Annotated in this window: 22 protein-coding genes and 5 tRNA genes; 20 read left to right on the top strand and 7 right to left on the bottom strand. The window is 45.3% G+C overall.

What is annotated here, in order from left to right:
• Positions 1–24 precede the first annotated feature (24 nt).
• On the top strand, positions 25–1,404 hold the full coding sequence (locus R3D00_06660; protein ID MEZ4772850.1) for a sigma-54 dependent transcriptional regulator: 1,380 nt from the start codon (positions 25–27) through the stop codon (positions 1,402–1,404).
• Here the strand turns inward: R3D00_06660 and R3D00_06665 are convergent.
• The 7 genes from R3D00_06665 to R3D00_06695 all read right to left on the bottom strand — a co-directional run bounded on the left by R3D00_06665 (position 1,401) and on the right by R3D00_06695 (position 7,878).
• Complete coding sequence (locus R3D00_06665; protein ID MEZ4772851.1) at positions 1,401–2,018, bottom strand: C40 family peptidase; 618 nt, start codon at positions 2,016–2,018, stop codon at positions 1,401–1,403. The two genes, R3D00_06660 and R3D00_06665, sit on opposite strands and share 4 nt — an antisense overlap.
• A 142-nt stretch (positions 2,019–2,160) precedes the next feature.
• A complete protein-coding gene (locus tag R3D00_06670; protein MEZ4772852.1) occupies positions 2,161–2,511 on the bottom strand; it encodes an MGMT family protein in 351 nt (116 codons plus the stop codon).
• Positions 2,486–3,850, bottom strand: coding sequence for an O-antigen ligase family protein (locus R3D00_06675; protein ID MEZ4772853.1), 1,365 nt, complete (start codon positions 3,848–3,850; stop codon positions 2,486–2,488). Before R3D00_06675 ends, R3D00_06670 begins: the two co-directional genes overlap by 26 nt.
• A gap of 86 nt (positions 3,851–3,936) precedes the next feature.
• Positions 3,937–5,082 (bottom strand): Wzz/FepE/Etk N-terminal domain-containing protein, encoded by a 1,146-nt coding sequence (locus R3D00_06680; protein MEZ4772854.1) that lies wholly within the window; start codon positions 5,080–5,082, stop codon positions 3,937–3,939.
• Between the two features lie 45 nt (positions 5,083–5,127).
• On the bottom strand, positions 5,128–6,261 hold the full coding sequence (gene hemW / locus R3D00_06685) for a radical SAM family heme chaperone HemW (GenBank protein MEZ4772855.1): 1,134 nt from the start codon (positions 6,259–6,261) through the stop codon (positions 5,128–5,130).
• A gap of 5 nt (positions 6,262–6,266) precedes the next feature.
• The gene (locus R3D00_06690; protein MEZ4772856.1) at positions 6,267–7,481 is read right to left on the bottom strand and encodes a pyridoxal phosphate-dependent aminotransferase; all 1,215 of its coding nucleotides are present in this window, start codon (positions 7,479–7,481) and stop codon (positions 6,267–6,269) included.
• Between the two features lie 61 nt (positions 7,482–7,542).
• Positions 7,543–7,878 (bottom strand): (2Fe-2S) ferredoxin domain-containing protein, encoded by a 336-nt coding sequence (locus R3D00_06695; protein ID MEZ4772857.1) that lies wholly within the window; start codon positions 7,876–7,878, stop codon positions 7,543–7,545.
• Between the two features lie 78 nt (positions 7,879–7,956).
• Between R3D00_06695 and R3D00_06700 the strand changes: the two genes are divergently transcribed.
• The 19 genes from R3D00_06700 (at position 7,957) to rpoB (ending at position 23,740) form a co-directional block, all read left to right on the top strand.
• On the top strand, positions 7,957–8,829 hold the full coding sequence (locus tag R3D00_06700; GenBank protein ID MEZ4772858.1) for a UbiA-like polyprenyltransferase: 873 nt from the start codon (positions 7,957–7,959) through the stop codon (positions 8,827–8,829).
• A 50-nt stretch (positions 8,830–8,879) separates the two neighbouring features.
• Positions 8,880–9,581 (top strand): DUF2071 domain-containing protein, encoded by a 702-nt coding sequence (locus R3D00_06705; GenBank protein MEZ4772859.1) that lies wholly within the window; start codon positions 8,880–8,882, stop codon positions 9,579–9,581.
• A 92-nt stretch (positions 9,582–9,673) separates the two neighbouring features.
• A complete protein-coding gene (locus R3D00_06710) occupies positions 9,674–12,601 on the top strand; it encodes a glycoside hydrolase family 3 N-terminal domain-containing protein (protein ID MEZ4772860.1) in 2,928 nt (975 codons plus the stop codon).
• Between the two features lie 623 nt (positions 12,602–13,224).
• Positions 13,225–13,722: an Lrp/AsnC ligand binding domain-containing protein gene (locus R3D00_06715; GenBank protein MEZ4772861.1), complete on the top strand. Its 498-nt coding sequence runs from the start codon at positions 13,225–13,227 to the stop codon at positions 13,720–13,722.
• A gap of 9 nt (positions 13,723–13,731) precedes the next feature.
• The gene (gene trmD, locus R3D00_06720) at positions 13,732–14,406 is read left to right on the top strand and encodes a tRNA (guanosine(37)-N1)-methyltransferase TrmD (protein ID MEZ4772862.1); all 675 of its coding nucleotides are present in this window, start codon (positions 13,732–13,734) and stop codon (positions 14,404–14,406) included.
• 82 nt (positions 14,407–14,488) lie between these two features.
• A complete protein-coding gene (gene rplS, locus R3D00_06725; protein MEZ4772863.1) occupies positions 14,489–14,836 on the top strand; it encodes a 50S ribosomal protein L19 in 348 nt (115 codons plus the stop codon).
• A gap of 93 nt (positions 14,837–14,929) precedes the next feature.
• A tRNA-Thr gene (locus R3D00_06730) sits at positions 14,930–15,003 on the top strand.
• Between the two features lie 11 nt (positions 15,004–15,014).
• Positions 15,015–15,096, top strand: a tRNA-Tyr gene (locus tag R3D00_06735).
• A 77-nt stretch (positions 15,097–15,173) separates the two neighbouring features.
• A tRNA-Gly gene (locus R3D00_06740) sits at positions 15,174–15,246 on the top strand.
• Positions 15,247–15,261: 15 nt separating this feature from the next.
• A tRNA-Thr gene (locus R3D00_06745) sits at positions 15,262–15,334 on the top strand.
• Positions 15,335–15,393: 59 nt separating this feature from the next.
• Positions 15,394–16,581, top strand: a complete 1,188-nt coding sequence (tuf, locus tag R3D00_06750; GenBank protein ID MEZ4772864.1) for an elongation factor Tu — start codon at positions 15,394–15,396, stop codon at positions 16,579–16,581.
• An 84-nt stretch (positions 16,582–16,665) separates the two neighbouring features.
• Positions 16,666–16,738, top strand: a tRNA-Trp gene (locus R3D00_06755).
• A gap of 14 nt (positions 16,739–16,752) precedes the next feature.
• Complete coding sequence (secE, locus tag R3D00_06760) at positions 16,753–16,947, top strand: preprotein translocase subunit SecE (protein MEZ4772865.1); 195 nt, start codon at positions 16,753–16,755, stop codon at positions 16,945–16,947.
• A gap of 14 nt (positions 16,948–16,961) precedes the next feature.
• Positions 16,962–17,504, top strand: coding sequence for a transcription termination/antitermination protein NusG (nusG, locus tag R3D00_06765; GenBank protein MEZ4772866.1), 543 nt, complete (start codon positions 16,962–16,964; stop codon positions 17,502–17,504).
• Between the two features lie 112 nt (positions 17,505–17,616).
• Complete coding sequence (gene rplK, locus R3D00_06770) at positions 17,617–18,066, top strand: 50S ribosomal protein L11 (protein MEZ4772867.1); 450 nt, start codon at positions 17,617–17,619, stop codon at positions 18,064–18,066.
• Positions 18,067–18,074: 8 nt separating this feature from the next.
• Positions 18,075–18,773, top strand: coding sequence for a 50S ribosomal protein L1 (gene rplA, locus R3D00_06775; GenBank protein ID MEZ4772868.1), 699 nt, complete (start codon positions 18,075–18,077; stop codon positions 18,771–18,773).
• A gap of 3 nt (positions 18,774–18,776) precedes the next feature.
• The gene (rplJ, locus tag R3D00_06780) at positions 18,777–19,304 is read left to right on the top strand and encodes a 50S ribosomal protein L10 (protein MEZ4772869.1); all 528 of its coding nucleotides are present in this window, start codon (positions 18,777–18,779) and stop codon (positions 19,302–19,304) included.
• A 97-nt stretch (positions 19,305–19,401) separates the two neighbouring features.
• A complete protein-coding gene (rplL, locus tag R3D00_06785) occupies positions 19,402–19,785 on the top strand; it encodes a 50S ribosomal protein L7/L12 (GenBank protein ID MEZ4772870.1) in 384 nt (127 codons plus the stop codon).
• Positions 19,786–19,936: 151 nt separating this feature from the next.
• Positions 19,937–23,740 carry a DNA-directed RNA polymerase subunit beta gene (gene rpoB, locus R3D00_06790; GenBank protein ID MEZ4772871.1) on the top strand — a complete coding sequence of 1,268 codons (3,804 nt, stop codon included), beginning with the start codon at positions 19,937–19,939 and terminating at the stop codon, positions 23,738–23,740.
• Positions 23,741–23,775: the final 35 nt, after the last annotated feature.

Consider the following 23,775-nt stretch of genomic DNA (forward strand, 5'->3'; position numbering starts at 1 on the left):
TGGCCCTACAAATCTGTTTCCCCTATGGATGACTCCGGAAAATTTCGGATTTTTGTTGTTGAAGATGATGAGTGGTATCGTGAACTGCTGGGTTTTAATCTGGAATTAAACCCTGACTACGAAATTACTAAATTTGATACCGCAGGCGCCCTTCTGCGCCAGCTCGATCAACAACCCGATGTCATTACCCTTGACTATCGCCTTCCCGATATGGAAGGTGCAGAAGTGCTGCGAAAAATTAAAGAATACAACCCCGATATCGAGGTAATTGTTATCTCCGAGCAAAATAGCATCGAAACGGCTGTGAACCTGCTCAAACTGGGGGCTTACGATTATATTACCAAAACCAACGATATTCGCGACCGCCTTCTCAATGTCGTCAACAATATCAGGAAAAATGCTTCGCTGAAAGTGCGCCTTAATACACTTCAGAAAGAAGTCAGCCAGAAATATGATTTTGAAACCAGCATCATCGGCCAAAGTACGGCGATCAAGCGGGTATTTGAGCTCATTGAGAAGGCGATCAAAACCAATATCACGGTTACCGTTACCGGTGAAACAGGAACAGGTAAAGAGTTGGTAGCCAAAGCCATTCACTTCAGCTCAAAAAGAAAGGATTTTCCGTTTGTCGCCGTGAATATGGCTGCGATTCCTTCCGAACTGATTGAGAGTGAATTGTTTGGCCACGAGAAAGGGGCATTTACCGGTGCCAACAATCGACGCATCGGTAAGTTTGAAGAAGCGCATAAAGGAACCCTTTTCCTCGACGAAATCGGCGAAATGGATATTACTTTCCAGGCAAAACTCCTGCGCGCGCTTCAGGAAAGGGAAGTGGTAAGAATTGGTAGCAACAAACCGGTAAAACTTGATACGCGTATCATCGTGGCTACCAACCGGAATCTGCTGGAAGAGGTGAAAAACGGAAAGTTTCGCGAGGATCTTTATTACCGCCTTTTCGGCCTTCCGATCGAACTTCCTCCACTTCGGGACAGAGACAAAGATATTCTTCTGCTGGCCAAATATTTCCTGACCAATTTTAGCAAGGAAAATGAGCTCGACACTTTTACCCTTTCATCCGCTGCCCAGCGAAAACTGCTTTCTTACAACTATCCCGGTAATATCCGCGAATTAAAATCTATCGTCGAACTCGCAGCTGTCATGTCCAACAGCCAGGAAATTGACGAAGATATCATTACTTTCAGCACCTATGACCCCCTTCCCGATGCCTTGTCGGAAGAAATGACGCTGAAAGAATACACCAACCGCATTATCGATATTTATCTCAGAAAACACGACGACAATATCAAACTCGTGGCTGAAAAACTTGATATTGGTGTTTCTACCATCTATCGTATGCTGAAGGAGCGTAAAGGGGAAAGCGACGATGGCGACGAATCCTATTAAGGCGAAACAGCCTTCCTGAAACGGACACTCCAATAGGGATCGTCCATATTATCCACCCTTACGCCACGGCTGGTCGTCGAATGAACAAATTCGATCACATTACCCCTGACTTTTGTGACAAGCCCTACGTGATTGATTCTGCTCCCATTGTTGGAGGAGAAAAACAGAAGATTACCCGGCTCCACCTTTTTGAGCGGAATAGATCTCCCCGATGATGCCATCTCCGAGGATGTGCGGGGAAGTGAGATATTCACCGCCTTATAGGAAGTACATACCAGTCCGGAGCAGTCCATGCCATTTCGACTCGTACCACCATATTTGTAGGGCGTTCCTACATAAGAAAGGGCAGTTTTTATGACTTTTCCGGTCTGATTACTTACGTCTGTTGTTTCTTCTTTTTTGGGAGAATGTTCATACACGACTTCCTTTTTGGGTTCAGGTTTTGTCGTTGACGGCCTGGCCTCAGGCGTAGGAGTCGTGGTGGATGACGGATGATCTTTTTTGTTGGTCAGATAGTCATACCGCTGAACTTTCTTTGCCGGCGTACAGGCAGAAAGGATTCCGGCAGCAAGCAGGGGAAGGGCAAGGTTTTGTGAAAAGAATGAGTTTCGCATTTGCTCAGGTTTGGGGAATAACTTATACAAAGACAGACAATTCATGCAGACAGATTGCATGGATTACTTACTTTTTTAAGTTTTTGCAAACATCAGGCCTGTGCAAAGGCAGGTGAAAAGAAAGCATACACGGATATTCACCCTAAAGCATCAGTTCTTTGGATGGATCCCAAAAATATTTTTCAAAATCGACAATCTGGTCTTCTGATACTTCAATTCCTTCTGCCCGGAGGGAGTCTTCCATTGGTCTTTCGGGAGGGAAATGGATTTTTCCGGTAAGCATACCGTTGCGGTTGACTACGCGGTGAGCAGGAATATCCATCTGGAAGCTTTGGTTTAAGGCATATCCAACCATTCGTGCACTTCTTCCGGTACCCAGGTAACGGGCAATGGCTCCGTAAGAAGTTACCCTTCCCGCAGGAATCAGCTTTACCACGTCAAAGACATTTTCATAAAAATTGTCTTTATCAGCTATTGAGCGGTTTTTCTTCATGCCATACTTCCAGTTTATGAATAATGACCAAACACAGCCAGAACATGGGCCCGATCTTGTCCACTTCTATCAACTCGTTGAGCAAACTGTGAAAGAGGATGGTGATCAGACTCAGCAATGCCATCATCAATATACTGCGGTATTCTGAATTTTGCATTCGCGGATACAGCCAGGAGGCTTTTAATACCATATAGATGCACAGCCCGAGAAATAAAAATCCGCCGATCAGTCCCTGCTCTGAAAAAGTAAGGAGGAAATAGTTGTGCGTAGTGGATTGTTCGGGGTTATCACTCACATATGTCCGAAACGCATCGTCAGTATATCGCTTGTAAACCTGGTTGAATGTACTGGGACCTGAGCCCGTCAATGGCATGTCGGCGATCATATTTTTTGCTGCTACCCAGCGGTAAAATCGCTCCATACTGGAAATTTCGGTTCCGCTGATCGTAGCCTGCAAATGGCCCTGAATATCCCCTTCATGCCAGATCGTTTTCTGGTAGTTGGGGGCAAATTCATAGAACTTGTTGTCATTGATCAGATATGCCAATACCAGTGTGACTATCAGCAGCGTGGCGTAGATCATTTTATCAAAAACCATTCGCCTGACGGCAAAATCCACTACAGGCAAAATCATCAGGGCCAGCCATGCCCCTCTTTTGTAGGTAAGAATGGTTGCTATGGCGAGAATAACAATTCCTGCATTGATGATATACCACTCCAGGCTTCGCGGAGAATACCAGCTACGCGCATACCAGCACCACGGAATAAACAATACCAATGTCGCTGCATAAATTACCCCATTGGCAAAAATTGGAAAAGCAACACCATTCGCCTCCTCAAATGAGAATCCTAATGATGCATGACGGATCGTAACACCTGTAGCTACGACCACCATAGGCATAAAAAATGCCCAGAATATTTGCCTTATCGTTTTGGGATCTTCAATGACTTTTTCCGCTATATAAACAAATGCGGCCAGGTACCACAGTTTTGCCAGCAAAAATTTCAAGGAACGCAGGGGAAACTCTGAGGTAAGCGTGGTAAAGCAGGTCCAGAATATGATCAGAAATAAGAGTATGTGAAATCCATAGACTTTTCCTTTCCGTGAAAACTGTCTGCCAGCCAGGATATTTAACACAAATATCAGCAGGAAAACGATCATCAACGGTTCCGAAAACATATCAATCGCAAACGCCGTCCCAATCGAATATTGCATCGAGATGGGAATACAAAATACCATAAGAAAAAACAGCGGGCGGTAATTGTAGATTACCTGAAGTGCTACAACCACCATTACCGGTACCGCATACAATGGCCATATATGTAACCTCAAAGCCATCCCAAATGACATTAAAGTCAAAATAGCGATCCCTGCCAATGAAAGTATTCGCCAAACTTTAATAGGTATTTGAGATAACAGCTGGGTCATGACAGGTCGGCTTCTTTGCTACCGAAGGACTCCGTGATTTTATCGACGAGTACCGCTCCCATGATCGAGACAAGACCCGCCAATAAGATGGTCGCAGCCAGAATCACCCAACGCACTGGGCGGGCTTTTTTGTCAGCCGGTTTTGCATATTCCGGAATCAGCAGGGTTGTGTAGTCCGACTGATCCATCATGTCAAGGTATTCGACTTTTTCGCGGGCGTCTTTGAGATCGCGGGCAAGGTATTCGCAGACTTCTTCCAAAGCCAGTACCTGATCTACTCCTTCGCGAAAGGTTTCCAGATTGATGTTGGTTCCGCTGCGCTGACTGGTGAGGGCATAAACCTTACTTTGGAGCACTTCTGCTTCCTCATTGGCTTTTCGGGTTTCTGCACTGCTTTTCCCAAAACTGCTGCTGATAATGCGCGCTCTGGTACGTGCTCCTGCCAGCTCGGCTTCGGCAGACATAACATGATTTACCAATGCTTCCGTCTGGTATTCGGTATTAAACACATTATAGCGCTTCCGCACATTGCGAAGGCTGTCTGTATATAGCTTCAACTGTCGCTCAAGATGGTTATATCCTTCCTGATACATCTTCAGAATAGAGGATTTATTCTGGGTCAGCATCCGTTTGTTGACTTCGTCAGTCTTTTTGATAATGAGATTGACAATATCCGCTGCACGCTGAGGTTCCACATCATGCGCTTCGATGAGCAAACCGTTTCCACTGATTCGTACAGTTGCCACCATACCATCATAGTTCCGCATGACATAGAACTTTGGCGAAGCGTCGGTTTCTTTGTTAATGCCATAGGGTTTCCACAAATTGAGCGAGTCTATGACAAACATTTTTACCTCCTCGGAGTTGACAATATTGTCCAGTTTCTCCACTTCCTTGGACTCACCGTAGAGAAACAAAATCGGCTCATCATGGAAAAGATTGATCACGTCGTACCGCTCCGGGCTGGTAGGGTAAATGACGGTGCTGGATTTAAATTCGGGGGGATAAATAAAAGGCATCGTAAAAATAAATGCCAATAGAGCGGCAGCGCCTACCACCCCTGTTATATACCACATATACTTCTGCACAACCTTAAACAGGTATAGCAGATTAAATACATTTTCCTGATTTTCTTTGGACATACCCTGAAATTTGTTGCCAAATTTAGGAATTCATTTTGTTTATCCTTAATCCAGAAAAAAATCCCGGATAATCTGGTCGGAAAGAAGCCAGCTTTCGGGCGTGAGAGAGTAGCTGTTACCCGCTTTTACCATTTTCCCAGCTTCCAAAAGAGCGTGTATTTCAGCGGAAAATCTTTCTTCCCAGTCGGGGAAAAACTGTTCCCGGATATAGGTGAGGTCTATGCCTTCCCGTTTTCGCAGATGGGTCATCATATACTCGTGGTAGCGGTCGCGGAGGGTGAGTGTTTCGGTTTCAGAAATGGCGACCTGATCGGACTGGATAGCGGAGAGATATTGCTGGTTGTGTGAGACATTCCACATTCGGCGGATGCCGTCAAAGGAATGAGCGGAAGGACCAAGCCCCAGATAGGGAACCTGCTGCCAGTAGGCACTGTTGTGCCGCGACCTGAAGCCCGGGAGGGCGTAGTTGGACAACTCGTAGTGGTCGTATCCCATCTCCGAAAAGTAGTTATGGGCCGTGAGAAACTGATCCTCGTATATCTCATCCTCCGGGAGAATTGTCAGTCTTTTTTTTACCTGGAAAGCGAGTGCCGTTTTTTCTTCAACAGTGAGGGCATAAAGCGAAATGTGCGGGATTTTTAATATCGCCAGCTGCTGCATATGCTGATACCATTCTTCTGAAGACTGTCCCGGGATCCCGAAAATGAGGTCAGCAGAAAGATTGTCAAAACCTTCGGCCTGCGCGTTTTTGAGGCAGGCGATTGCCTGCGCTGCCGAATGGCTGCGGTTCATCAGTACAAGATCGCGTTCTGCAAATGACTGGATACCAATGCTCAGGCGGTTTATACCCACATGCCGGAGTTCCCGAAGCTTTTCCAGAGTAAGGTCATCCGGATTGGCCTCAAGCGTGATTTCGGCGTCTGATTCTATGGAGAAATAGTTACCTGCAGCTTCCAGTATGCCGGCAATTTCTTCTCCTTCGAGCACGCTGGGAGTGCCTCCGCCAAAATATATGCTCTGGAGCGATTGGTTTTCCTGAAAAAAATCTTTCCTCAGTTCCAGTTCCCGGCAGATTGCCCCCACCATTTCCTTCTTTTGTTTGAGGGAAGTGACAAAATGGAAATCACAGTAGGTACAGGCTTTTCTGCAAAAAGGGATGTGGATATATAAAGTAGGCATTGGGGTCAGACCTTTGCGGCGGTGACCTTTCTCCCCGGGTAAACTTTCAGTCCTGCCTCCAGACAATCCATAGCGGCATCGAGGTCATGCTGGTTGAGCACGTACGCGATCCGAACCTCATCTTTGCCAAGGCCTTTGGTTGCGTAAAATCCTGCACCCGGCGCCATCATGACTGTTGCTCCGTTGTGGCTGAATGCTTCAAGCATCCATTGACAAAAGGCCTCCGAATCATCTACCGGAAGTTTGACCATTGCATAAAAAGCACCCGTTACCCGGGGGCACAAAACCCCCTCCATACGGCTGAGGCGCGAGAGCAGCAGGTCGCGGCGGGCAACATATTCTTCTACAATGGTATCATAAAAACTTTGGGGAAGATCATAGACAGCTTCAGCGCCTATCTGACCGAATGTGGGCGGAGAAAGTCGCGCCTGTGCAAGCCGCAATACCGCATCCATGATCCCGTTGTTACGGGAAATGACACAGCCAATCCGCGCACCACAAGCAGAAAATCGTTTGGAAATAGAGTCGGTGATAATTACATTTTCTTCTGCCCCTTCCAGCTCCAGCACCGAATGATGTTCCAGTCCGTCATATGCAAACTCGCGGTAAACCTCATCGGCGATGAGATAAAGGTCGTGTTTGAGTACAATATCACGCAGCTTTTGCAAGGACTCTTTGGGATACATGATACCGGTAGGATTGCCCGGATTGCAGATCAGTATGGCTTTGGTTCGTGGTGTGATCAGCTCCTCAAACGCTTCGATCGGTGGTAAGGCAAAACCATCCTCAATCTTTGTGGTAATCGGCACCACTTTGATATTGGAGAATATAGAAAAGCTGTTATAGTTGGCGTAAAAGGGTTCGGGAATAATAATCTCATCCCCCGGATTCATACAGCTGGCAAATACAAAACTCAGCGCTTCCGAAGCACCCGTTGTAACAATGACCTGATTGAGGTCAATAGAATGTCCCAGCCGTTGGTAGTAACCCATGATTTTTCGTCTGAGAGATTCATTACCCGCAGAATGAGAATAAGCCAGCACCTTGATATCTGCTTTGGCGATGGCTTCAAAGTATGCGGGAGGAGTTTCAATATCCGGCTGGCCGATATTCAGGTAGTATACATGATTACCCCGCTTTTTCGCATTTTCAGCAAAAGGAACAAGTTTCCTGATAGGGGACGCGGGAATAGTTTTTGCTCTTTCAGATAACAGGGGCATGGTAGTAAAATAAAGGATGATGAAACCGCTAATATAGTGGGTTTCGGCTTAATCCGCCAATTCATTCCAGCAACGATTTCCCTCCCGTTTCAATTATGAGTCGTTTTACCGGTTCTCCATTATAGCAGTGCCGGGTAACGATCTCCGGTACATCAGAAGGCGCAACTTGGCCATATAAAACCATATCGTCCAGCATTCGCACAGATATACCTTTGCCGCAGTTGCTGAGACAGGGAGTGGGTTTGATGGTAAAATGTGCATCCTGCTTTTCTTGAGCGACAAAATCCCTGAATGCCTGGATCAGTTCCTCTGACCCGCGTTCGGAGCAACAACCTACCCCCTTGAGTTTGGGGTTAACACTATTGCACACCAGGATATACCACATTTTTTTTCGCATGGTTACTAAACCAATAAACAAAGGAATAGTTTGTTATTGTTGCCGACAAACGTAAATTTCGATATAGTATTGACAGATATGCAGAAATATTTCTCTCTGGTTAAGTTTGCCCACACCATCTTTGCTTTGCCATTTGCTTTGCTGGGGCTGTTTCTGGGCTTTTGGGTGCTGAATGCGCAGGGGGCGGAACCTGACAAACCGTGGTGGGTTTCTCTCATTCTGGTTGTGCTTTGTATGGTCTTTGCGCGGAGCGCTGCGATGGGTTTCAACCGGTATATTGACCGCGATATAGATGCAGAAAATGATCGCACGCGCATGCGTGAGATTCCTGCCGGTGCAATTTCCCCCTCCCGTGCACTGACCTTTGTGGTCGTTAGTTCCCTGCTTTTTGTGGCAACAACCTGGTTTATCAATCTGCTCTGCTTTTTCCTTTCGCCTGTGGCACTATTGGTTATACTGGGTTACTCTCTTACAAAAAGATTCACGGCTTTATGCCATCTGGTGCTGGGGCTGGGGCTTTCTCTGGCTCCGGTAGGGGCGTTTATTGCCGTTACGGGGGTATTTCAATGGGAACCGATCATTCTCGGGATAGCCGTCCTCACATGGGTCAGTGGGTTTGATATTATTTATGCGCTTCAGGATGAAGAGTTTGACCGCGAACATGCGCTCAATAGCATCCCTGCCTTTCTTGGAAAAAAGAAAGCGCTTATGGTATCTACGGCTTTACATTTTTTGACAGCCTCGATGATCGTGATCTTTGGGGTTAGTATTGCTGGTGGATGGATATTCTGGCTTGGTTCTGTAATTTTTCTTTCCCTGCTGGTGTACCAGCATTTTCTGGTCAAACCCCATGATCTGTCCAAGGTCAATCTGGCTTTTTTTACTACCAACGGTATCGCTTCTGTTGTATTTGCCTGTTTTGCTATAGGCGAACTTCTGCTCCGCGTTTAGGCAATCGTTGTTGCCCAACTTTTCGCTTTTGACTCCTAATTCTTTTCCTCATGGCATTCCTCACCGCACAATGGTCTCATCTGCTCAACGTTACGTTCCCCGTGCCGCCGGAAGTGCTGCTGCCTCATGTTCCCGAAGGGGTAGAACTGGACGTCCAAAACGGAAATGCCTTCGCCAGTGTTGTAGCTTTTGATTTTCTGGATACAAGGGTAAAAGGGCTGAAAATTCCTTTTCATATCAACTTCCCCGAAATCAATCTTCGCTATTATATCAAACTCAATGGAAAACGTGGGGTGATGTTCTGGAAAGAGCTTGTCCCCAAATTCTGCATTGCAATGGTTGCCCGTCGTCTTTACAATGAGCCTTATGAGTCGGTACAAATGGATTCCTCTATTTCTACTGAAAATGGCCTTCATGTTTTAGATCATATTTTCTCCTACGGCGGAAAAACGCACCGGATAACTGCCCGGTTTTCAACTGAAAAAAGCCTGCCACCGGCAGATAGTATGGATTACTATTTCAAGGAGCATGACCTTGGCGTAGGCGTCTCTCATCGTGGAAAACCGCTTCAGTATGAGGTCAGACATCCGGAGTGGGAGGTCTTTCAACTGAAAGATTACCACCTTGATATAGATTTCGGTTTGGTTTACGGAAAAGAGTGGGACTTTCTGGCGAATACCAAACCGCTTTGTGCACTGCTTGCCGTGGGATCCGCCATAGAGGTTTTTCCCCCAACACTAATTATCCCTTAAAGCGCTTTTCTTTTTAGACGAATTCTGCTATTTTCGTTCGATAAGGGGTATCCTGATCATATTTTTCCTTTCACCAACTTTTGAGCGACCATATGAAATGTGTGCACGGTTTTCTTGTTGCCTTTTTTTTCCTTACCATTTTCTCGTCTTCTTTTGCCCAGCAGACAGATGATGCCAAAGCTACTCAATGGGCTGACAGCCTGATCCGAAAGATGACAATAGAGGAAAAAGTAGGGCAGCTGTTTATGGTTGCTACTTTTTCTAACAAGGACGAGGCGCATTATCAGTCAATTGAAAAAATGATTTCTTCTCAACACCTGGGAGGACTGATTTTTATGCAGGGAGATCCGGAAAGTCAGGCGAAACTGGTAAACCGATATCAGAAACTTTCGGGTGTACCTTTGATGATTGCGCAGGACGCAGAATGGGGGCTGGGTATGCGCCTCAAAGGGGTTGATAACTATCCCAAAAATATGACCCTCGGAGCGATTCGCGATGATTCGCTTTTATATCGTATGGGAACCAGTATGGCAACAGAACTGCGTGCCGTGGGGGTTACGGTCAATTTTGCCCCCGACGTGGATGTCAATAATAATCCGGCAAACCCGGTGATCAATTATCGCTCCTTTGGGGAAAATAAATACAATGTGGCGAGAAAAGGAATTATGGTTTCTTCCGGAATGCAGGATCATGGGGTGATTGCCTGTGCCAAACATTTTCCCGGACATGGCGATACAGATGCGGATTCTCATTTTGATCTGCCGGTTATCTCTCATGGCCTTACCCGCCTCGACACCCTGGAGCTGTATCCTTTCAGTCGCCTGATCGAATCAGGAGTGGGGGCTGTGATGGTTGCGCATTTATACATCCCTGCTCTTGATCCCACGCCCAATCAGGCAACTACCTTATCCCGAAAAGTTGTACAGGATCTGCTGAGAGATAGTATGGGTTATAATGGGCTGATATTCACCGATGCCCTGAATATGCATGGTGTTGCTAAATATTACCCGTCTGGAGAAGTTGCCCTTCGCGCATTTCAGGCAGGGAATGATATTCTGTTATTTCCCTCCGATATCCCCCGGTCGTCTGCACTGATCCGCGAAGCAATTGAAAAGGGGGAAGTCTCCGAAAAAGAACTGGAACAACGCCTGAGACGGATTCTGGTGGCAAAATATAAGTTGGGTTTAGGTAAATGGCAGCCCCTGGATCTCAGTAAGGTTTCCGGGAAAATGAATTCGGTGGAATCTGCCGCACTCCGTACCCGCCTGTATGAGTCTGCTGTTACCCTGGCGCAAAATCGCGGCGATCTGGTACCATTGCGCAACCTCGACCGAAGGAAAATTGCCTGTGTGCAAATCGGCAGCGGTAGTGGCGGAACATTTGAGCAGACGGTAAAGAAATATGGTGATGTCAGGTTTTTTTACCTGAATAAGAATTTCTCCGAAGAAGATAAAAACCGCCTGATCGCCCAGCTGGAAGGTTTTAATACTGTAATTCTCGCTGTGGTGGGAATGAATAATCAGGCTTCTGATAATTTTGGGATCACTGCTTCTACCTCCGGTTTGTCGAAAGCAATCGCAGATAAGATTCCTGATACAGTAGTTGCGCTGTTTGGCAATCCTTACGCATTAAAAAACTTCGGCGAAGAAGATGCGGTGCTTGTCGGTTACGAATCTGTCGCTGCCGCACAACGTGCAGTAGCCATGGCGATTTTTGGCGGTATTCGTGTGGACGGCACTTTGCCGGTTACGGCTTCCGAACAATTTCGTCAGGGAATGGGAGTAGTAATTGATGCGCCGATCCGTTTTGGATTTGCAATGCCGGAAGCCGAATGGATGGATAGCCGCGTACTCGGTAAAATTGATTCCATCGCCAGTCACTATGTACAGCGTCAGGCATTTCCGGGATGTGCGATTTTGGTGATGAAAGGGAATCATATCGTATATGATAAGGCATTTGGGAAAATGGATTATACCCGCCAAAGTCAGCCGATAGATACCTGGGAAACGATGTACGATCTGGCTTCTGTCACCAAAATAGCTGCGACCACCATCTGTACTATGCACCTGGTGGAGCAGGGGCGGCTGGAACTTGACGCACCGATCAGCCGGTATCTGCCCGATCTTCAGGGAAGCAATAAAGCAAACCTCACCATCCGGCGCCTGCTTCAACATAATGCAGGTTTACCGGCGTGGATTCCTTTTTATCTGCAAACATATAAGGACCCGGGCCGGCATGATCTGAATCCGGTTTATTACTCTTATATCCCGACCCGCGCCTCCGAAATTCAGATTGCCCCCTCACTGTATGCAAAAGATACGTTGGAAAATTTTGTCTGGGAAAAAATAAGAACCGTGGAGGTCCGCAATACAAATCGGGTAAAATACAGCGACATTGGGATGGTCCTAATGGGGAAAATAATTGAATCGGTGACGGGAAGTACGTTGGATGAGTATGCCGATCAATGGGTTTACCGGCCGTTGGGTATGAGCCGTACAATGTTTAACCCCGGCAAAAAAGGGTTTGCCGCCGACTGTCCGCCTACAGAAGCGGATACGACATGGAGAAATACGATTGTAAAAGGATATGTGCATGACCCGGCGTCTGCTATTATGGGAGGGGTTGCCGGTCATGCCGGACTTTTTTCCAATGTATACGACCTGGCCAAACTCATGCTGATGATCAAATCAGGAGGCAACTACGGAGGCGAGCGTTTTTTTCGGCAGGGAACAATTGATTATTTTACCCGAAGACAGCTGGACTATAGCCGCAAGGGACTAGGATGGGATAAACCCGAAATATTAGCCCAACATTCAACACCCGTTTCTGCTGCCGCCTCTTCCGCAACCTATGGTCATACAGGTTTTACGGGTACATGTGTCTGGGTGGATCCCACCTACGATCTGATATATATATTTCTTTCCAATCGCACATTTCCTTATCCCAACAACCATTTACTGATGAGGGAGAATGTGAGGACGCTCATCATGGATAAGATATATGAATCCATGAAAGTATAGGAGGAATGGATTTCTGCGTAGTTCAATCCCCAATATTTTGAAAAAGTGACAATGTAGTGAAAGTGCAGAGATGAAGGGTCTAGATCAATACAGCCGGAAATAAAACAAAAAGCACTACACAAAACTGATAATCAGCAAAATATAAGCAATTCCTTTAATTGTATTTTCCCTATATTTTTTTTCCACTTTTTTAAAGTTATAGTGGAAATACAATAATTTTTTTAAATTGAACCGCGAATAGCATTGGATTGACTCCTCAAATATTTCGAGTGAAGATAGTCAGCAGCCTTGACTTACGGAATAAAAAAAAATCCTTCCCGGTAAAGAGAAGGATTTTTGTGAATAAGGCTTTAGAATGCTGTAGGGGAAGGATTCGAACCTTCACGAGGGGGTTAGTCCCATTGGGCTTTTTCCCCATCTCCTCACCCCCGAGACCAGAGGGCATGGCTGCCAGTTTCATCACCCTACAAGATTTATCAGAAGAACTTTTTTTTCATTTGATTAAGACAAAGTTAATAGAATATCTAATATTTTCAAAATAATTTAAAAAAAAATACAAAAGTTGAAAAAAATCAAATAGAATAGGCTTTTCGTTTAAAATATTAAAAAATTGCATAAAAAATATGGCCACAAATTTAGAAATTGACAAACTTGATTTGCAGATTCTGTCCATGTTGATGACAGATGCACAAACTCCTTACACAGAAATTGCCAAACAATTGGATGTTTCAGGTGGTACAGTGCATGTAAGGATGAAAAAATTGGTTGGCTTGGAGATTGTAAAGGGGTCTCACCTGGAGGTAGACGCCGGTAAGCTCGGATTTGATATATGTGCATTTGTAGGCATGTTTTTGGAAGATGCTTCTATGTACAATCATATTGCCAAACAATTGGAGGCAATTCCAGAGATTACCGAGATCCATTACACGACGGGTCGTTACTCTATTTTTCTGAAGATTGTGAGTAAGAATACCCGGGAGCTACGGACGATTCTCAATGATAAAGTGCAGAAAATCACGGGAATACAACGTACGGAGACATTTATTTCATTGGAGGAGAGCCTGAAGCGTCCGATCCAGGTAATGAATGCTGCAGATACATTTGCCTTAAATCTGGAATAATCAGTTTCGATGCGGATTGACATCATTTCCTGTGTACCCCAGTTGCTATATAGCCCACTGGATCATAGCATTTTGAAGCGGGCGAAGGATAAAGGCCTGCTTGAGGTATATGTGCACGATCTTCGGGATTATGCAGATAACAAATACAAGCAAGTGGACGACTATCCTTATGGAGGAGGTGCGGGTATGGTATTGATGGTCGAACCAGTCGCCAGGGTAGTCAGGGCATTGCAGTCTCAGCGAGTATACGACGAGGTAATCTATCTCTCTCCGGATGGAGAGCGATTAGATCAAAGGATGGCCAACCAGCTATCAATGTATGAAAACCTGCTGCTGATTGCGGGGCATTATAAAGGTTTGGATCAGCGTGCCCGGGATTTATTTGTTACGAAAGAAATATCGATTGGAGACTATGTGCTTTCGGGTGGAGAATTACCCGCGTTGGTACTGACTGATGCAATCGGCCGATTAATCCCCGGAGTTTTGGGCGACGAAAGCTCGGCTTTGTTCGATTCTTTTCAGGATAATCTGCTGGATGCGCCACAATATACACGTCCGGCTAACTTTGAAGGGCATGATGTACCAGAAGTACTTTTGTCAGGACATGCGCGAAAAATTGAGGAATGGCGTGAGCAACAGGCACTTGACAAAACCCGAACACGAAGGCCCGACTTATTGGAATAAAAAAATCACGCCTTTTTTTGATTTGGTTTTGCAGAATGGTTGAAAAGTCTTAATTTTGCCCTCCGTCTAATGAAATCTAGTAATGGAAGACTTGATAAAACTGGTTCAGGCAACTTATGTACGTGATGAAGTTCCTAGCTTTAAAGCAGGTGACACTGTGAACGTACACGTTAAAATTGTGGAAGGAAATAAAGAACGCGTTCAGCAGTTCAAAGGTGTCTGTATCCAGCGTAGAGGCGAAGGAGGTACGGAGACTTTCACTGTGAGAAAAATATCCAGCGGAATAGGTGTTGAGCGGATATTTCCGATTCATTCCCCTTCAGTTGAAAAGATAGAAGTAATCCGTAGAGGAAAAGTTCGTCGTGCACGTCTTTTCTACCTTCGCGATAAGATTGGTAAGAAAGCTCGGATTAAAGAATTAAAGAATTAGTAGTTTTTTTATTGATGTATTGATTTCTCTGATTTACTTTTCTACTTTTGCAGAGCTTTTGAGGAAGGGGGCAAATTGGAGAGTCGATCAAATGCCGGTGTAGCTCAGTTGGCCAGAGCAGCTGATTTGTAATCAGCTGGTCGGCGGTTCGAATCCGTCCACCGGCTCGTTAAATAAAGGGGAGATACCGAAGCGGTCAAACGGGGCAGACTGTAAATCTGTTGGCTTAGCCTTCGTAGGTTCGAATCCTGCTCTCCCCACAATGTTGACAGCTGAAATAGAAGAAGAGTTACCAACCTCTTCTTCATTTCTGAAAGTTCTTTCGAGAAAACAAGAAGCGGGAGTAGCTCAGTTGGTAGAGCATCAGCCTTCCAAGCTGAGGGTCGCGGGTTCGAGTCTCGTCTCCCGCTCAATTTTGTAAAGGTGCCAATGTAGCTCAGTTGGTAGAGCACCACCATGGTAAGGTGGGGGTCACCGGTTCGAGTCCGGTCATTGGCTCAAAATCCTGTAAATCAGAATTTTTTTTAAGCATATATTTTGAATCAAGCTTTATAAAGATGGCAAAGGAACAATTTCAACGCACCAAACCTCACGTGAACATCGGTACGATCGGGCACGTTGACCATGGTAAAACTACCCTGACTGCTGCAATCACGAAGGTACTTGCTTCTAAGGGCCTTTCGAAAGTGAAAAACTTCGACGAGATTGACAACGCTCCGGAAGAAAAAGAAAGAGGTATCACTATCAATACAGCCCACGTTGAATACGAAACGCTCAACCGCCACTATGCACACGTTGATTGCCCCGGCCACGCTGACTATGTGAAAAACATGGTTACTGGTGCTGCGCAGATGGACGGTGCGATTCTGGTAGTTGCAGCTACAGATGGTCCTATGCCTCAGACACGTGAGCACATCCTGCTTGCCCGCCAGGTAGGTGTACCTTCTCTGGTTGTATTCATGAATAAAGTTGACCTCGTGGATGACGAAGAGCTTCTTGAGCTTGTCGAACTTGAAATCCGCGACCTTCTGAGCATTTATGAATTCCCTGGTGATGACATTCCTGTTATTCAGGGTTCTGCACTGGGTGGTCTTGACGGCCAGCCTCAGTGGGTAGCAAAAATCGAAGAGTTGATGGATAGTGTGGATAGTTACATCCCAACTCCAGAGCGCGACAAAGATAAGCCCTTCCTGATGCCGGTAGAGGACGTGTTCTCTATCACAGGTCGTGGTACAGTTGCTACTGGTAGAATTGAAAGGGGTGTGATCAACTCAGGTGATCAGGTAGATATCATCGGTCTTGGTGCCGAAAAAATGACTTCTACAGTTACCGGTGTTGAAATGTTCCGTAAAATTTTGGATAAAGGTGAAGCTGGTGATAACGTAGGTCTTCTTCTCCGTGGTATCGATAAGGAATCTATCCGCCGTGGTATGGTTATTATCAAGCCAGGATCTGTAAAACCTCACACCAAATTCAAAGGTGAGATTTACGTACTGAGCAAAGAAGAAGGTGGTCGTCACACACCATTTTTCTCCAACTACCGCCCACAGTTCTACTTCCGTACCACTGACGTTACCGGTGTAATGACCCTCCCTGAAGGTGTTGACATGGTAATGCCTGGTGATAACATCACGATTAACGTGGATTTGATCTACCCGATTGCTATGGAAAAAGGTCTTCGTTTCGCTATTCGTGAAGGTGGTCGTACCATTGGTGCTGGTCAGGTAACAGAAATTATTGAATAATTAAAATACGGGTTAACGGACACCTGAAAATGGTGTCCGTTAATTATTTTTTTTGGAAGGCCTTGTGTTAAGGTCATCTCGGATACGGGCGTAGCTCAATTGGTAGAGCGACGGTCTCCAAAACCGTAGGCTGAGGGTTCAAGTCCTTCCGCCCGTGCAAATAAAAGTGTAATGGAAAAAATCAGAGCTCTTTTTAAGGAATACTCAGACGAACTTTTATATAAAGTACAGTGGCCATCACTGGATGAGTTACAGAGCAGTACGGTGACAGTTCTGATTGCCTCAATTATGATCGCACTTGTAATTGCCGCAATGGACTTTCTGTTCAATTCCGGTATGAGTGGTCTGTATTCCTTGTTTAACTAGTTAGCAGGAGTGAGATGGCGAAAGAGTGGTATGTAATCCGTGCAGTTAGCGGTAAAGAAAAAAAGGTAAAACAATACCTTGAAAGTGAAATTGAACGCCTCAAATTGGGTGATCAGATCAGTCAGGTCCTCATCCCAACCGAAAAGGTATTTGAGATGCGCAATGGAAAGAAAAAACTGCGTGAGAGAAATTTTCTCCCCGGCTACATTCTCGTGGAATGTGAAATGGCTGGAGAGTTGATTCCGATCATTAAGGAAGTTCCTAACGTGATCGGGTTTCTCGGCGGAAAACGTGGGAGCGATCCTGTACCCCTTCGCTTATCAGAGGTCAATAAGATCCTTGGTAAAGTAGATGAGATGAACGAAAAAGGCGAAATGCCCGAAGAACCGTTTATCAAAGGTGAACCTGTAAAAGTAATGGCAGGTCCTTTCAATGGCTTTACTGGTGTGATCGATGAAATTTATGAGGATAAGAAAAAACTGAAAGTAGTAGTGAAAATTTTTGGTAGAAATACCCCGATTGAGCTAAACTACTTCCAGGTTGAAAAAGAATATTAAAGAGTTTGTTACTGGTTGTTGGTTGAAAGTTGTTTTAGTATTGTGAGTGCTGTTACAACTTTTGCTTCTCTCTGATGACCGCTAACCATCAATGTCTAATTGCTAATAATAGATGGCTAAGCAGATTTCTACCTATGTGAAACTTCAGGTGAAGGGCGGCATGGCCAATCCTGCTCCTCCAATCGGACCTGCACTCGGCTCTAAAGGGCTGAATATCATGGAATTCTGTAAAAGGTTTAACGCCCAAACACAGGATAAACAAGGTCAGGTTCTGCCGGTTTTGATTACGGTTTACGCTGACAAAACATTTGATTTTGTCGTCAAAACCCCACCGGCAGCCGTAATGCTGATGCAGATAGCGAACATTAAAAGCGGTTCTCCGGAACCTAACCGTAAGAAAGTCGGGAAAGTATCATGGGATGACTGCAAGAAAATTGCAGAAACCAAGATGCCTGATCTCAACGCTTTTACACTGGAATCCGCTATGAAAATGGTCGCTGGAACAGCAAGGAGTATGGGTTTGGTTGTTGAAGGTACACCTCCCTGGGGAGAAGAAAACTAATTTAGATCATGGCGACAATTACGAAAAAGCATAAGCAGGCAACCGGCGCAGTCGATAGTGAAAAATACTACGACCTGAGCGATGCCTGTGCACTTCTGAAAAAAGTTGCATACGCCAAATTTGACGAGTCCGTCGAACTTCACGTCCGCTTGGGTGTGGATCCCCGTCAGGCAAATCAGATGGTGCGTGGTGTAACTACATTACCCCATGGAACGGGTAAAGCTGTACGCGTACTTGTGCTCACTACACCAGATAAAGAAGCCGCTGCAAAAGAAGCGGGTGCCGATCATGTGGGACTGGATGATTATATCCAGAAAATCACAGAGGGTTGGACAGATATTGACGTAATCATCTGCTCCCCTGATGTAATGCCTAAAGTCGGTAAACTCGGCCGTGTGCTGGGACCCCGTGGCCTGATGCCTAACCCTAAAAGTGGTACGGTTACTCCTGATGTAGCAAATGCAGTAAAAGAAGTAAAAGCAGGTAAGATTGACTTCAAAGTAGATAAGACCGGGATTATTCATGTCGCAATCGGGAAAGTTTCTTTCTCTGCGGATCAATTGATGGATAATGCAACAGAAATGCTGCAAACGCTCAACAAAATGAAACCCGCGACATCCAAAGGTATCTACTTCAAATCAATCTTTATGGCTTCTACGATGGGCCCCGGTATCAAGATTGAAAAATCCAGCGTTCAAGGACTTTAAGTTATGACGAAAGACGAGAAAATCCAATTTGTCAAAGAATTGACGGAGAAGTTGAAGGAATATCCCAACTTCTACATTGCTGATGCCGGAGGAATGACCGTAGCCCAGGTAAACGACCTGAGAAAGCTTTGTTTTGAGTCTAATATCCCTATGCAGGTGATCAAGAACTCCCTGATTAAAAAAGCAGTGGAAAATCTTGGCGCTGATATGTCGGATTTGTATGGCTCTCTCAAACAGCCATCTTCGGTATTCTTTGCTACGGCAGAAAACCCCAGCGTACCAGCTAAATTGCTCAGAAAGTTCAGACAAACAAGTGAAAAACCCAAGCTGAAAGCGGCTGTTATTGATACCGCTGTTTTCATTGGGGATGATCAACTGAAAATCCTGACCGAACTGAAATCCAAAGATCAACTCATTGGGGAAATCATTGGATTGCTACAGAGTCCGGCCAAAAATGTTGTTTCCGCTCTTCAATCGGGTGGTGGCAAACTGGCAGGAATCCTTAAAACCCTTTCTGAAAGGGACGCATAATCCTGTGGGTTGCTTCCTTCGAAGGTCAAACTTTGAAAGCCCGCATTCAATTTGATAGTTTATTTACTTATAAGATTTATTTAATAGCATTAAGAAAATGGCAGATCTTAAAGCATTCGCAGAACAACTGGTGAACCTGACAGTAAAAGAGGTAAACGAGTTGGCAGACATATTGAAACAAGAGTACGGCATTGAACCCGCAGCAGCTGCTGTTGCTGTTGCTGCTGCTCCTTCCGCAGACGCTGGTGGTGCTTCCGCAGTTGTTGAGCAAAGCGAGTTCGATGTTATGCTTAAAAGTGCAGGTGGTGGCAAACTCAACGTAGTGAAAGTTGTAAAAACAGTCACTGGTCTTGGCCTGAAAGAGGCTAAAGAACTCGTTGACAAAGCTCCCGTTGCTATAAAAGAAAAAGTGAGCAAAGAAGAGGCTGAATCTATCAAGGCTCAACTCGTAGAAGCTGGTGCTGAGGTAGAGGTGAAGTAGTATGTCCCGTAAAGGGATTCAAACTTCTACCCTTAAGATAGACCTGATTCGGTGTAATCAGGTCTATTCCCCTATATTATGGCCTAAGATTTGATTTCGTTTTTTTACATCGCGAGCATTTCCTTAATTTCACCCACAAAATTCTATCGTATTGGCTAATACAAAAGATTCCAACCGGATTTCATTCTCCAAGATCAAGAAGGTAATTGAATATCCGGATTTCCTGGAGGTTCAACTTTGGTCTTTCAGAGAATTTATGCAGGTGGACACTCCGCCTGATAAAAGGAAAGAAGAAGGGTTATTTAAAGTTTTTAAGGAAAATTTCCCAATAACCGATGCAAGGGAAAACTTCGTTCTTGAGTTCCTGGATTACTACATTGACCCGCCCCGCTATTCAATTGAGGAGTGTAAAGGCCGGGGGCTGACTTATTCTGTCGCCCTCAAAGCTAAACTTTTCCTCTACTGTACGGACCCGGAAAATGAAGACTTCGAGCCGGTAACTCAGGAAGTGTATTTGGGAAATATTCCCTACATGACCGATAACGGTACCTTTATCATTAATGGTGCCGAAAGAGTCGTTGTAAGCCAGCTTCACCGCTCACCCGGTGTATTCTTTGGCCAATCCTACCATGCCAATGGCTCTAAACTCTATTCGGCACGTATTATCCCTTTCAAAGGTTCCTGGATTGAATTTTCTACTGACGTAAATAACGTCATGTACTCCTACATTGACCGGAAGAAGAAATTCCCGGTCACAACCCTTATGCGGGCGATTGGTTATAGTTCGGACAAGGATATCCTTGAAATTTTCGGACTCGCTGAGGAGGTAAAGATCAATAAGGCTAACCTGAAAAAATGTGAAGGTCGTAAACTGGCAGCCCGGATCCTTCGCACTTGGACAGAAGACTTCGTCGATGAAGATACAGGAGAAGTGGTCTCCATTACCAGAAATGAGGTCCTCTTTGAAAGAGACCATATCATTGAAAAAGATGATATCGATCAGATTCTGGACTCAGGGGTGGCTTCTATGATCCTTGTTGCCGAATCTACCAATGCAGCTGAATATTCTATTATATATAATACTCTTCAGAAAGACAATGCCAACTCACAGAGTGAAGCCGTCGATCTGATCTACCGCCAGTTGCGTAATGCAGAACCACCAGATGAAGAAACCGCTCGCGGGGTAATCGATAAACTCTTCTTTAGCGACAAACGCTATGACCTCGGTGAAGTTGGGCGTTACCGGCTAAATAAAAAACTTCATAACACTTTTGATGAAACCAGCCAGGTGCTCACCAAAAGTGATATTATCAAGATTGTTGAATATCTGGTCGAACTCCAAAACAGCAAAACGCATGTTGACGATATTGACCACCTGAGCAATCGTCGTGTAAGAACTGTCGGAGAGCAACTGTACTCTCAGTTTAGTGTAGGTCTCGCCCGTATGGCCCGTACCATTCGTGAGAGAATGAATATTCGGGACAATGAGGTATTTACACCTTCAGACCTTATCAACGCACGTACCCTCTCCAGTGTTATTAACTCTTTCTTCGGTACCAACCAGCTGAGCCAGTTTCTCGATCAGACGAATCCTCTCTCTGAGTTGACTCACAAGCGCAGGGTTTCTGCTCTTGGCCCAGGCGGTCTTTCCCGTGAAAGAGCGGGATTTGAGGTAAGGGACGTTCACTATACTCACTACGGAAGACTTTGCCCGATTGAGACCCCTGAAGGTCCAAACATTGGTCTTATTTCTTCTTTGTGTACGTATGCTAAAATCAATCCTATGGGATTCATTGAAACGCCGTACCGTAAAGTTGAAGAAGGACTTGTCTCCGAAAAGGCTACCTACCTGAGTGCGGAAGAAGAAGACGATACCATCATCGCGCAGTCCAATGCACCTATTACTGATGAAGGAGCATTTGTCAATAATAAAGTAAAAGCCCGTAGAATGGGCGACTTCCCGGTTGTTGAACCGGATGTCGTTGCTTTCATGGATGTTGCACCCAATCAGATTGTCTCTGTTGCTGCTTCACTTATTCCTTTCCTGGAAAATGATGATGCCAACCGTGCACTCATGGGTTCCAACATGCAACGTCAGGCTGTACCGCTGCTGAAACCTGAAGCACCTATCGTAGGAACGGGTATTGAACGCAAAGTTGCAGAAGATTCCCGCTCTATGATGAAGGCTGAAGGATCTGGTGTTGTTGATTTTGTGGATGGTAGTAAAGTTGTGATCCGGTATGACCGTACCCCAACTGATGACCTGATCAGCTTCGACTCCAGTCTTGTCACCTATCCGATGCCTAAATTCCAGCGGACCAACCAAAATACCTGCGTGAACCTTCGTCCTACTGTAAAAACAGGGCAAAAGGTGGAACTGGGTACGGTAATCGCCGATGGATATTCCACAGAAGATGGTGAATTGGCCCTTGGGAAAAATCTTCTGGTGGCATTTATGCCATGGCAGGGATATAATTTTGAGGATGCGATTGTAATTTCTGAAAGGGTGGTTGCCGAAGACGTTTATACCTCTATCCATATTGAAGAGTTTGAACTTCAGGTTAGAGATACCAAACGTGGAGAGGAAGAACTCACCCGGGAGATTCCAAACGTCAGTGAAGATGCGATCAAACATCTGGACGAAAACGGGCTGATCCGCGTAGGTGCAGAAGTAAATCCCGGTGATATCCTGATCGGAAAAATTACACCTAAAGGAGAGTCTGATCCAACCCCGGAAGAAAAATTGCTCAGAGCGATCTTTGGCGATAAGGCGGGTGATGTAAAAGATGCCTCTCTTCGGGTGCCGCCATCCATTCAGGGTGTGGTCATTGACAAAATGCTTTTCTCTAAAGAAAAGAAAGAAACCAAGGCCAAAGCCAGAGATAAAAAGATGCTTACCACTTTGGAAGAGCGATATACATCAGAACTTGCTGAAATCCATCAACTGATGGTTTCCAAGCTGATGGCATTGCTCGGTGAAGAAAAATCCAAGGGGGTTAAGAATAAATTCAATGAAGAAGTAATTGCTTCAGGTAAGAGATTTAGCGAAAAATCTCTCCAGGCACTCAACTTCCTTGATGTGATTCCTGCGGACTGGACTTCGGATGATAGCCTTAACCGTAGTGTTGAAGTGCTTTTCCGGAATTACAAGCGCAAATACGATCTGATCGAAGGAAAATTCCGCAGAGAAGAATATCAGATAAGAGTGGGAGATGAGTTGCCGTCCGGTATTCTGAAACTGGCAAAAGTGTATGTTGCCAAAAAACGGAAACTGAAAGTCGGGGATAAAATGGCGGGTCGCCACGGAAACAAAGGGGTTGTAGCCAAGATTGTTCCGGTAGAAGACATGCCATTCCTTGATGATGGAACACCTGTCGACATTGTACTTAACCCACTGGGGGTACCTTCTCGTATGAACCTGGGACAGGTATATGAGAGTATCCTCGCATGGGCAGGTAAAAAACTCGGTCTGAAGTTCGCTACGCCGATCTTTGACGGTGCTACCGTTGATGATGTAAATGATTATCTGAAGAAGGCAAAACTTCCTGAATATGGAGTTACCCGCCTGCTCAATGGTCAGTCTGGCGAACGCTTCAGTGAAGCTACTACTGTCGGTGTGATTTATATGCTTAAGCTGATCCACCTGGTAGACGATAAGATGCACTCACGTTCGATCGGTCCATACTCGTTGATTACACAACAGCCGCTGGGTGGTAAAGCTCAGTTTGGTGGACAACGTTTTGGAGAGATGGAAGTGTGGGCATTGGAAGCTTTCGGCGCAGCGCATATCCTCAGGGAAATGCTTACAGTTAAGTCTGACGATGTCGTAGGTAGAGCAAAAGTCTATGAGTCAATTGTAAAAGGTGATGTGCTTCCGATCCCGGGGGTACCAGAATCCTTTAACGTATTGATTCACGAACTCAGAGGTCTGGCCCTTGAGGTGACCCTGGAGTAAAAATTATAGTTTTCCTTTGGGAATAATATATCATT

The sequence above is a fragment of the Bacteroidia bacterium genome (assembly GCA_041391665.1).
In the GTDB taxonomy this organism is placed as follows: domain Bacteria; phylum Bacteroidota; class Bacteroidia; order J057; family J057; genus JAGQVA01.

Coding starts and splice junctions, on each gene's coding strand:
- R3D00_06660 (MEZ4772850.1), top strand. CDS start 25: ATGGATGACTCCGGAAAATTTCGGATTTTTGTTGTTGAAGATGATGAG.
- R3D00_06665 (MEZ4772851.1), bottom strand. CDS start 2,018: ATGCGAAACTCATTCTTTTCACAAAACCTTGCCCTTCCCCTGCTTGCT.
- R3D00_06670 (MEZ4772852.1), bottom strand. CDS start 2,511: ATGAAGAAAAACCGCTCAATAGCTGATAAAGACAATTTTTATGAAAAT.
- R3D00_06675 (MEZ4772853.1), bottom strand. CDS start 3,850: ATGGCTTTGAGGTTACATATATGGCCATTGTATGCGGTACCGGTAATG.
- R3D00_06680 (MEZ4772854.1), bottom strand. CDS start 5,082: ATGTCCAAAGAAAATCAGGAAAATGTATTTAATCTGCTATACCTGTTT.
- hemW (MEZ4772855.1), bottom strand. CDS start 6,261: ATGCCTACTTTATATATCCACATCCCTTTTTGCAGAAAAGCCTGTACC.
- R3D00_06690 (MEZ4772856.1), bottom strand. CDS start 7,481: ATGCCCCTGTTATCTGAAAGAGCAAAAACTATTCCCGCGTCCCCTATC.
- R3D00_06695 (MEZ4772857.1), bottom strand. CDS start 7,878: ATGCGAAAAAAAATGTGGTATATCCTGGTGTGCAATAGTGTTAACCCC.
- R3D00_06700 (MEZ4772858.1), top strand. CDS start 7,957: ATGCAGAAATATTTCTCTCTGGTTAAGTTTGCCCACACCATCTTTGCT.
- R3D00_06705 (MEZ4772859.1), top strand. CDS start 8,880: ATGGCATTCCTCACCGCACAATGGTCTCATCTGCTCAACGTTACGTTC.
- R3D00_06710 (MEZ4772860.1), top strand. CDS start 9,674: ATGAAATGTGTGCACGGTTTTCTTGTTGCCTTTTTTTTCCTTACCATT.
- R3D00_06715 (MEZ4772861.1), top strand. CDS start 13,225: ATGGCCACAAATTTAGAAATTGACAAACTTGATTTGCAGATTCTGTCC.
- trmD (MEZ4772862.1), top strand. CDS start 13,732: ATGCGGATTGACATCATTTCCTGTGTACCCCAGTTGCTATATAGCCCA.
- rplS (MEZ4772863.1), top strand. CDS start 14,489: ATGGAAGACTTGATAAAACTGGTTCAGGCAACTTATGTACGTGATGAA.
- tuf (MEZ4772864.1), top strand. CDS start 15,394: ATGGCAAAGGAACAATTTCAACGCACCAAACCTCACGTGAACATCGGT.
- secE (MEZ4772865.1), top strand. CDS start 16,753: ATGGAAAAAATCAGAGCTCTTTTTAAGGAATACTCAGACGAACTTTTA.
- nusG (MEZ4772866.1), top strand. CDS start 16,962: ATGGCGAAAGAGTGGTATGTAATCCGTGCAGTTAGCGGTAAAGAAAAA.
- rplK (MEZ4772867.1), top strand. CDS start 17,617: ATGGCTAAGCAGATTTCTACCTATGTGAAACTTCAGGTGAAGGGCGGC.
- rplA (MEZ4772868.1), top strand. CDS start 18,075: ATGGCGACAATTACGAAAAAGCATAAGCAGGCAACCGGCGCAGTCGAT.
- rplJ (MEZ4772869.1), top strand. CDS start 18,777: ATGACGAAAGACGAGAAAATCCAATTTGTCAAAGAATTGACGGAGAAG.
- rplL (MEZ4772870.1), top strand. CDS start 19,402: ATGGCAGATCTTAAAGCATTCGCAGAACAACTGGTGAACCTGACAGTA.